Below are 9,955 nucleotides of genomic sequence, written 5' to 3'. Positions count from 1 at the left end.
GTATTCTGATTTACCGATTACATATGTCTTTTTCATTATCTAGAATCTAGCGTTTTTACTATTTTAATACAGCTAATGGATCCCATCCATTAGAGTCTTAATTCATCCAAATTAGGAGAAGATTATTACTTTTTTTGCATTCTTTTCCCAATGCAATTCTCTTCCACTTCCACTTATTCCGTTTAGATTCAGCATGCCTCTTTTGGTTCGTTTCAAGAACGAAGGTAAGCCGTGTTACGGATTCTAAAGGCCATAGCGAGTTTTGAAAAAATAATATCTAGCCCCTTCGGTAGTATTTTTTTTCCAAAAACCTTTTATCCTCCTAGACACTAACCTTCTTCTGTTCCCGAAAACGAAGCAAAAGCATACTCCGGCTCTTTAGACGAAGAAAAAAAATGTCAGCTATGAGAATTAAAACGCATTGGAAACAGAATAAAAAAGACAATGAAAACAAGCACCTCCTCCCATTGCCGAATAAATCTAAAAAATCTATTCAAGGACCATTAAAACATTAAAGACATGACACATCAATTAAATATCTCAGAATTTAGGGTTTATGTTGGGACATTCCATAAGTACAATAATGGATCTCTATATGGTAAATGGCTTGAATTATCTGACTATTCAGACATAGAAGAATTTTACGATGCCTGTAAAGAACTCCACACAGACGAGGCAGATCCAGAATATATGTACCAAGATTACGAAAATCTTCCAGATGAGCTAATTAGTGAGTATGGTATTAGTGCGAATATTTTTGAAGTCCTTGAAGCAATAGAGGGAATGGATGAACGTCATCGGGAACCATTTTTTGTATGGTGCAATAACCGTAGTAAGAACTTAGCCAAGGAAGAAATCTATGTCCTCATATCCAATTTTGAAGAAGACTATCAAGGGGATTACGATGATGAAGAGGATTTTGCAAGGGAGATCGTTGAAGAGCAGTATAATATACCCTCAATTGCCAAACAATATTTTGACTACGAGGCATTCGCACGGGATCTTTTCATGACTGACTATTGGTTTGAAGACGGCTTTGTTTTCCGTGAATCGTAATTAATTTTTTAACCAGGCGATTCGTCCTTGGGTCGCCTATAAAATTCAAACAGATGAAAACAATAATTAACAAGAATAATATAGGGGTACTGACATTTAGAAAATTCGATGAAAATGTATTGCTGAATTCCAGCTTCGATATCGAACAGCTATTCAAAATTATCTTATATGATGTAGATTTCGAACGATTCGAGATATTCGACAAAAACAAAAAATTACTGCTGACAACAAATAAGTTTGAAGATGAACTTGATGTTGTTATTATTCATCCAGCGAAAGTAGAGCGTGACGAAGAGATTAAATGGACAAATTTCAACGCCTATCACACTCCTATGTATACCTATGGTAAAAAAATCGAATGGAAGGTGAACGGTAGGATCTTTAAAACCAAGAAATCAGCCGCGGCCTTTGCGCAGTTCTTGATTAGTGATGTAGCTTCAATCATAGAAAAATTCATTGACCGAGGCTAGCGGGAAAAAACTAAAAACAAATTTATAAATCAGGAAATCATGCTTAATCAAAATTTTTCAATAGAAAGTGTTCTATTTGGGATAGAAAATATCAAAGGACCAATTCAACTGGTTCAATTTGCAAACCGCTTGGCATCACATGAGGGTATTAGGTCATTTAATAGAATGGCGGTTATAAAATTATCCAACCTCAAAATAAATAAGGCCCTTCCAAACTCTGTTCCGACAGATGAGACTTTGATAATAGCGAATGAGATAGGTCCGTACTTGGATATTTATTTGTGTATCAGAAGTGGAAAAAGTTGCTGTAGAATCGCTACGGCACATTTTCCTGGTGGTGAAGTTTATATACATGACGAGTATCGGCATACTATACTCTTAGACAAACTTAGCGATGAGGAAATCAAATGTCCATTTAATATTGTTTGTGACGATCCTTCCATCATTCAGCCAAAACCTATTTTTACAGAGTTGTAAATTATTTTAAAAGGAGGATTATGTCTTTTATAATTCTCCTTTTTAATAAAAGAAAAGGCCCCTGCACTTTCGCACAGAGACCAGGTTCTCAAATCTTAATATTTTCTATTAAACTTGAAAAGTTAATTGACAATTTTTCAAGTTTAATGTTATGCCTCTATGAACTTTTATTGTCCTTAATAATCTCGATTAGCTCTTTCACAAGATCTTTAAGGCCGATATCGCCGGAATAAGTGCCAATATAGCAATTTACACTATTATTATAGTTACCTGATCCTGTATTTATATATATCGGTTGTTTATTTGATGTTAGAAAAGCTGGTAATGGGATATTGTAAACTTGGGAGAGCTTAGCGGCTTGTTCATAGTTGGGAACTTTGTTTCCAGAAGCAATGTCTCTGAATTCATCTATATTAATATCCGCTAAGGTAGCTACTTCATCGTTACTCCAACCCCTTTTCTTGTTTTCATTTTCAATAATTACTGCTGCTAGCATGATGTGTTATTTTTGATTATTTAATATTCTTTCAAGCAAGTTCGTGAATTTCTCACGTTCTTTCCTGGATTGCTCTATTTCATCTTTTAACAACTGGAAGATTTCCTTATTTAACTCTCCATTACTATTGTCATATTTTTCAATATTACTCTGAATACTGTTATGATAGTTCCCCTGACCGTTGTTATAATATACTGCGCTTGCTTCAGAAGCATAAAAATATTCAGGATCAATTTCATAGAGCTTAGCTAACTGTTTAGCTCTTTCAACCGTCAATCTTATTTGTTCAGCTTCTAATTTATAATAAGTGGATTGGCTAATCCCAAGTTCTGTTGCGATATATTCTTGACTAAAACCTTGATCTTCTCTTAATTTTCTCAATTTACTTCCAATATTCATAACAATCTATATTAATTGGTAATAATTATGAATAATTATATTCATAATTGTAATTGCAAATATACTGTAAAATGCTCAATTTTACGTGATTTATATTTGTAAATGTGAAATAATTTATTTGCTTATAAAAGTATTAATGTAATAAATTGGAATAGATTATTAAAAATAATAATCTTAATTTTGAGAACTTCATTGTCTAAATGACAGAGTTTTCATTCAAGACTCTCGTTCATGAAAACCGGCTAAATTTTCAAATGGATACGAGATGATAGGATGAGTGCACTGTTCCGACCATATTTATGGCTCCGGGACTGTGTTCCTATCAGCTGCACGTATCCAAGGTCCTTAGCCGGTACCCCATGAACATGCAGACGGGCACAGTCCACGGAGCCAATTTTTTCGCTAATGCGAACCTAAATATGGTATGAATAGAAAACAATTATTTAAGAATATTATAAGATCTCCTGAATAATCTTTCCGAGTAGCCGGCAATGTTTGGCTCTACAGCTATAGGTGCAAATTACCAATAATAAACTTTTTGTGAATCCCACTGAAAGCCCTCTAGCTATTAATTAATCAATTTTATTAAATACAGGTTAGGCTTGAAAAAATAACTGATCATTCAGTATGGAATAGCTATGCCCTAATCTCACGGTTAAATATTCGAAAAAGATGCCCAATTATAACCACTTAGTCCTATTGGACTTGGAGATTTATGAGATTTACCGAACAGGATATGATCCTGTAAGAAACGTTAAAGACTTTTTGGAACTGTATTCCCTAAGTATGATTCACGAATATATAGTAGCATTACAGACATATGTTAGTAATGAGGAAAAAGTAAATCTACAACTGTCTGAATTTTCTGTCTATCTGCTCCGTGTATTGATAGCATATTTCATCATCCATACATCTGAACACGATTTGTGTAAAGTCTCAATTTCGGTAGATCCAAAGCAGTAAGAGTTAGAGGCATTTAAAAGGATCTATGATTTCTTTCAACGTTTATCCCCTTCTAATCCCAATTCCTAGAATTATGAAAAAGACACATCTACATTCCAATAGCAGCACACTGCTATTTATCCACATACTTAAGATCGCAGTACTTGTGATCCTGTATACTTTAGTTTCTATGTTTAGTTTATCAGCTCAAACGCCCCGCAAGGACAGCGGGGCCGATGGGCTATCTGAGTTGAAGGCTTTAAAAATTGGCGACAAGGTTCCTCAATCACTCTGGGATACGCCATTGCAGGTGGTCAACCATCCAACTGGTCAGAAAACAATAAAGCTCAGCGAGTACCGTAATAAAAAGCTTATTGTATTGGATTTTTGGGCTACTTGGTGCAGTGCTTGCATCGCTGCGATGCCACGCATTAAAGAACTAGAAAATAAATATCAAAAAGATGTTGAAGTTATTGCAGTAACGCGAGACGAAGCTTCAAAAGCACAGAAATTTTTAATGACAAATGAGACTATAAAATCTCTCGGGATCTACTCCATTGTTGCAGACACACTGCTTCGAACAGTATTCCCGCATCAGCTAATACCACATTATGTGTGGATCTCGTCAGAGGGGCTGCTTGGAGCGGTAACGTCCAGCAGTCAGTTGACCGAAGGAAATATAGTCAATTTCTTGGCTGATAAGACAGCACAGATTCCTTCCCGTGAACTGATCGATCCCGAGAGACCACTTTTTTTATCGGACAAAATGCAATTAGATGATCTTAGTTTTTTCTCCGTACTGACCCGAGATGCGGTAGATGGGCTTCCTTCTGGGAATCGCTATCGTAAGGAAAATGGAATAATCAGAGGTCGTGCAATTACAAACTCTTCCCTAGAATTTTTATTTTCATCGGCTGCCAGGGGAATTTTGCAGGCGAAGGGCAAGCAGCTGCTGGACAAGGAGATATTTGTAGAAGTGAAAGATTCCTCACGTTTTTATCCGGTCACAGATAGGGATATACTATCCAATGTATTTAACTACGAACTTGTTGTGCCTCTGGAAAAGGCGGATTCTCTCTATCAGTATATGCTGGCAGACCTCAATCGCTATACATCGTATAGAGCTAGCTTGGAAAAACGCAAGATAAAATGTTTGGCATTGCGCAGAAAAGGGGACTTGAGCTTAATCCGGTCGAAAGGGGGGAAACACGAAAATACGCTTCCCTTTAATAAACCTTCAAAAATAACCAACTATCCGCTATCGTCCTTGGTCTTGCGTCTCAACGATCTGGATTGCTTTGCGCTGCCTGTCATTGATGAAACTGGATATATGGATCATATAGACTTGTCTTTTTCAGGCGATTTAGATCCTAAGATACTTAAGCCCGAACTGAATGCACAGGGATTAGATCTCAAAGAGGTAACTCGGACACGTGAGGTGCTGGTGATCGGGGATAAATATTAAAAGCGTAATGAAAATAAGGTCATGAAAACAATAATATTCTGTATAATAGTACTTTTGTTGCAGTGCCATCTGTCATTTGCACAAAAAATATTTTTGGGCGAACTGCGCTCTAAAAATGATGATATCCCAATTGTGGGGATGAGCGTTAAGATGCTCCAAACGGGCGAAACTATACAGACAGATCAGAAGGGAACTTTTAAGATTCCTATTGGGGATAATCTCCTGCAAATTGAGATAGGAGGTATTGGATTTAAAAAAATAACAGCTTCTATTTCAAAGGATACCTTGAACAAGGTCTTCTATCTTGAAGCCAATACGATCTTGATGGATGAGGTACAAGTGTCCACTGGATACCAGACCTTACACCGTGAACGGATGACGGGTTCCTTCAACCAACTGGGGGAGAAGCTGCTGTCGCAGCAGGTGAGTACGGATATACTGAGCAGATTGGAAGCTGTAGCGAATGGACTGACCGTAGATCGGGGGACTTCGCGCAATGGTCGGATAGATATTCGTGGCATCAATACACTATCGGCGGGAATGATGGGGCCATTGATCGTGGTCGATAATTTTCCCTATGATGGTGATCTTGATAACATCAACCCTAATGATGTGAGCACGATTACCATTTTGAAAGATGCGGCCGCATCCTCCATCTGGGGAGCCCGGGCAGCTAATGGGGTGATCGTCATCACTACTAAGAAAGGACATTTTGATCAGCCTATTGTAATCAACCTGAACAGTAATGTGCGTATTGCCAGTAAACCTAATCTGTCTTATCTACCACAGATATCGTCCAGTGATTTTATTGATGTGGAAAAGTTTTTGTTTGAAAAGGGCTATTATACTTCGCAGGAAAATTCTGCCAGCCATCCGGCTTTGTCGCCAGTGGTTGAATTGTTGATCCACCAGCGAAACACGGGCGAGAGCCAACAGATAGATGAAGCGATTGACTATCTTCGGAAATATGACGTGCGTGATGATTTCTCCAAGTATCTTTACCGCCCTTCCGTACAACAGCAATATAGTCTGGATCTCTCCGGTGGCAATGGCCGCTTTGCGTGGATAGGCTCGGGCGGATGGGATAGGAATGTAGATAATCTGGACGCCAAAATGGATCGGTATACTATACGGTTGCATAATACTTACCGCCCTTGGGACAGACTTTCGCTGACCAGCGGAATACAGTATACCTTTAGAAAAAATAAAGCTGGGCGACCGGGATATGGTGATATTGGCAAAAGTGCTGGTTCGCTCTATCCCTATGCTCGCTTTGCAGATGAGGATAGTAACGTGCTTCCGGTAGATATTGATGTAAGGTCGCTGTGGGCTCGTCAGCAGGGAAATAGTAGTTTACTGGATTGGAGCTATTATCCGCTCAATGATTATAAAAACCAACAGAGAACGACGACCACGGATGATGTTTTGCTCAATTTTGGCGCTAACTATCGTATTATACAGGGATGGGATATAGATGTCAAATATCTTTTTGAACGGCAGTATACAAATGGTTATAATCTGTACGATGCAGAAAGCTATATCGCACGTAACATCGTCAATCGCTTCACCCAGTTGGATCCGCAAGGCAATAGAACGCTTATTGTTCCAGATGGGGCAATATTGGATCAGTCGAACGCACGGCTACAGTCAAAAAACCTACGTGTGCAGACCAACTATACTAAGACTTGGGGCGACCATCAGTTGGCAGCCATAGCAGGCTGGGAGATCAGACGCTCACATACGACAAGTGACCGGTCACGTCTTTATGGGTATAATCCAGCTAAGCTAACGTATGGCAATGTGGATCTGGCAAAACAGTATCCTGTATTGAATAGCAGTTCATCCCAGTTTGTGACAGATAACACGGGGATTACCGATGGGACAACAAATTTTATCTCCAATTTTGGGAATGCCTCCTATACGTTCAAAAAGCGGTATGTGGTATCTACGAGTTTACGCCGCGATGCTTCCAATTTATTTGGGCTGCGGACCAACGATCAATGGAACCCATTTTGGTCTTTGGGTGCCAGCTGGCACCTGTCTGAGGAGCCCTTTTTTCCAAAAGAATTATTTCAGAATCTGCGGCTTCGCTTGACCCACGGGGTGTCGGGTAATATCAACCCCGAAATGGTGGCAGCTACTACAATCAGTTACATCGGTACAAATTCATTTACCAAAAGCCCTATCGCAAACATATCCAATTATTATGATTCGGAATTGCGGTGGGAGAAGACCCGAATGACGAATCTTGCCGTTGATTTTACAGTATTGGCTGGTAGGTTGTCAGGTAGCGTGGATCTGTTTTTTAAACAGTCCAAAGATTTATTTGGGCCCGCTGTACTTGACTATACGGCTGGCATTGGGCCTACGAAAATAAAAAACGTGGCTGATATTAAGGGGAGCGGAATTGATATTGAGCTCAATAGCAAGAACTGGGAAAACCAGCATTTTCATTGGAACACACGTCTCAACCTCAGTACAGTCCGTGATCAGATTACGGATTATCATCTCTCCAATTTACAGGGAAGTAATTTTATTAGCACAGTTTCTCTTGCCCGTATCTCTGGTGTCATAGGCAAGCCAGTCTATGGAATGTATTCTTACCGTTGGGGTGGGTTGAATCCTGAAACTGGTCAGGCTCAGGGTTATCTGAATGGTGAACTGAGCAATGATTATGCTAAACTTGTAGGGACAGGTACGCAACTGGATGATCTGGTGTATCACGGTTCTGCGAGTCCCCGTGTCTATGGATCATTGGGCAACTCATTTACTTATCGAGGTTTCTCCTTAGACGTAGCCCTGCTGTTTAAATTTGGCTATTACTTCAGACGGCCATCGATCAATTATCAGCAGCTTTTTAGCAATTGGACGGGGCATAAGGACTATGCAGCACGCTGGCAGCAGCCGGGGGACGAGACAACAACAGACGTGCCGGCACTGATCTATCCGACCAGTAGCAATGCCAATAATTTTTATGCGGGCTCCGAGGTGCTGGTTGAAAAAGGTGATCATATACGCCTACAGTATATCAATTTGAGCTATGAACTGAGCCGTCTTCCCAGATTCAAGGAAATGTTCAGACGCTGTGAACTCTTTGCTAACGTAAGTAATCTAGGACTGGTCTGGCGTGCAAATAAAAAAGGCATCGACCCCGATTATAACTTTGGATTAAATAGACTCAGGCCGCCTGCGATATATGCTTTAGGACTGCGGTTTGGACTTTAATAACGAACGAAAAATAAAAGAAATCATGAAAATAGATAGACTGATCAGGACAATTATTTGGATTGGCTTTGCCCTTATGACGGCAAGCTGTGAGAAATATCTGGAGGAGCCCTCCAGCAAGAGCTTTGCGGTCATCGAGACGCTCAATGACCTTGAAGCTCTGCTGGATCATTCCTCCATGAACCTTTCACCTAATGCGCAGGAAATCAGTGCTGACAACTATTACCTGAGCGATAATAGCTGGAACGCACTGCAATTTGAACAGGAACAGAATATGTATATCTGGGCGAATAACAATGTGTTTAGAGACGGTAATAGTACCAACGACTGGAGTAATATCTATCGTGCGGTTTTTACCGCCAATACAGTACTCGAAAGTCTAGATGCGATACCCGTAAAATCGAATGAAAAGGAGCGGCGGGATCGAATTAAGGGAGCCGCATTATTTTTCAGGGCATTTAGCTTTTTGGATGCGGTGCAGATCTGGAGTGTAGCATATGACCGAAATACTGCTGATAAAGATGTCGGTATCCCACTGCGGCTCCGCTCCGATTTTAATATTACATCGCCGCGGGCAAATGTAGCCGAAACTTATGATCAGGTAGTTAAGGATTTAAAAGCCGCTGTGCAGTTGCTCCCCGAAAAGGTTGCTTCGAAAACAAGGCCATCTAAGCCAGCGGCATATGGTCTGTTGGCACGTACTTATCTCTGGATGGGAGAGTATAACCAGGCAAAACTGTATGCGGACTCTTGTTTGATGCTAAATAATGTGTTATTGGATTATAAAACGTTGAATAGTGCTTCAAACTTTCCGGTTCCAAGGCATAATGTAGAGGTAATTTTGGAGCGACAAGGATCAACGGGGTTGATTTTAGGGGTACAGAATGCGAGGGTACTGCCAGAGATTTATGAGAGTTTTAAGGAGGATGACCTGCGTAAAACGGTCTTTTTCGCAAAAGGAAATGATGCTCAAATTGCTTTTAAAGGTTATTATTTCGGTTTTTCAGCGCTAATGACAGGAGTAGCTACTGATGAAATTTTGCTGACCAGAGCTGAATGTCTGGCACGTATGGGAATGTTGGATGAATCTTTGACAGATCTAAATAAGTTACTTAAAAGCCGCTGGTCTGATCAGGTCAACTTTGAACCTGTGGATGTTAGACTGCGGGACGATGTACTTCGAATAATATTGGAAGAGCGTCGAAAGGAATTGTTGTTTCGTGGTCAGCGATGGATGGATATCAAAAGGCTGAATAGGGAAGGTGCGGATATAAGTCTACAGCGTACAGTTAATGGTAAAGTATATGAGTTGAAAGCAAACTCGCCCCGATTTGCTTTACCGCTTCCCGATGATCTGCTTGGATATTATTAATTACAAAAAAGGAGAGCATCGTGTGTGCTCTCCTTTTCTTCCAATGGATGTGT

At 39.9% G+C, this 9,955-nt stretch carries 9 protein-coding genes; 7 read left to right on the top strand and 2 right to left on the bottom strand.

The genetic code is table 11. From position 1 onward, the window contains the following. Positions 1-519: 519 nt before the first annotated feature. Genes B3297_RS07020 through B3297_RS07010 form a run of 3 tightly spaced genes read left to right on the top strand, consistent with a single transcriptional unit; the run spans position 520 to position 2,003 of the window. The gene (locus B3297_RS07020) at positions 520-1,056 is read left to right on the top strand and encodes an antirestriction protein ArdA (protein ID WP_286778662.1); all 537 of its coding nucleotides are present in this window, start codon (positions 520-522) and stop codon (positions 1,054-1,056) included. A 53-nt stretch (positions 1,057-1,109) separates the two neighbouring features. Continuing rightward, complete coding sequence (locus B3297_RS07015; protein ID WP_286778661.1) at positions 1,110-1,526, top strand: hypothetical protein; 417 nt, start codon at positions 1,110-1,112, stop codon at positions 1,524-1,526. A gap of 39 nt (positions 1,527-1,565) precedes the next feature. Beyond that, positions 1,566-2,003 (top strand): hypothetical protein, encoded by a 438-nt coding sequence (locus B3297_RS07010; protein ID WP_286778660.1) that lies wholly within the window; start codon positions 1,566-1,568, stop codon positions 2,001-2,003. A 157-nt stretch (positions 2,004-2,160) separates the two neighbouring features. Here the strand turns inward: B3297_RS07010 and B3297_RS07005 are convergent, their stop codons facing one another. Both B3297_RS07005 and B3297_RS07000 read right to left on the bottom strand, forming a co-directional pair. Next, positions 2,161-2,499: a helix-turn-helix domain-containing protein gene (locus tag B3297_RS07005; protein ID WP_286778659.1), complete on the bottom strand. Its 339-nt coding sequence runs from the start codon at positions 2,497-2,499 to the stop codon at positions 2,161-2,163. Between the two features lie 6 nt (positions 2,500-2,505). After that, positions 2,506-2,898, bottom strand: a complete 393-nt coding sequence (locus B3297_RS07000) for a helix-turn-helix domain-containing protein (RefSeq protein ID WP_286778658.1) — start codon at positions 2,896-2,898, stop codon at positions 2,506-2,508. Between the two features lie 672 nt (positions 2,899-3,570). On the opposite strand from B3297_RS07000, the gene B3297_RS06995 reads away from it, so the two are divergent. The 4 genes from B3297_RS06995 to B3297_RS06980 all read left to right on the top strand — a co-directional run bounded on the left by B3297_RS06995 (position 3,571) and on the right by B3297_RS06980 (position 9,902). Further along, positions 3,571-3,861 carry a hypothetical protein gene (locus B3297_RS06995; RefSeq protein ID WP_286778657.1) on the top strand — a complete coding sequence of 97 codons (291 nt, stop codon included), beginning with the start codon at positions 3,571-3,573 and terminating at the stop codon, positions 3,859-3,861. Positions 3,862-3,934: 73 nt separating this feature from the next. Next, the gene (locus tag B3297_RS06990) at positions 3,935-5,305 is read left to right on the top strand and encodes a TlpA disulfide reductase family protein (protein WP_286778656.1); all 1,371 of its coding nucleotides are present in this window, start codon (positions 3,935-3,937) and stop codon (positions 5,303-5,305) included. A gap of 21 nt (positions 5,306-5,326) precedes the next feature. Then, on the top strand, positions 5,327-8,530 hold the full coding sequence (locus tag B3297_RS06985) for a SusC/RagA family TonB-linked outer membrane protein (RefSeq protein ID WP_286778655.1): 3,204 nt from the start codon (positions 5,327-5,329) through the stop codon (positions 8,528-8,530). Between the two features lie 25 nt (positions 8,531-8,555). After that, a complete protein-coding gene (locus B3297_RS06980) occupies positions 8,556-9,902 on the top strand; it encodes a RagB/SusD family nutrient uptake outer membrane protein (RefSeq protein WP_286778654.1) in 1,347 nt (448 codons plus the stop codon). Positions 9,903-9,955 lie beyond the last annotated feature (53 nt).

This window comes from Sphingobacterium sp. UBA3519 (genome assembly GCF_002377215.1).
Lineage (GTDB): Bacteria > Bacteroidota > Bacteroidia > Sphingobacteriales > Sphingobacteriaceae > Sphingobacterium > Sphingobacterium multivorum.
This window is presented reverse-complemented; position numbering and strand designations above follow the sequence as displayed.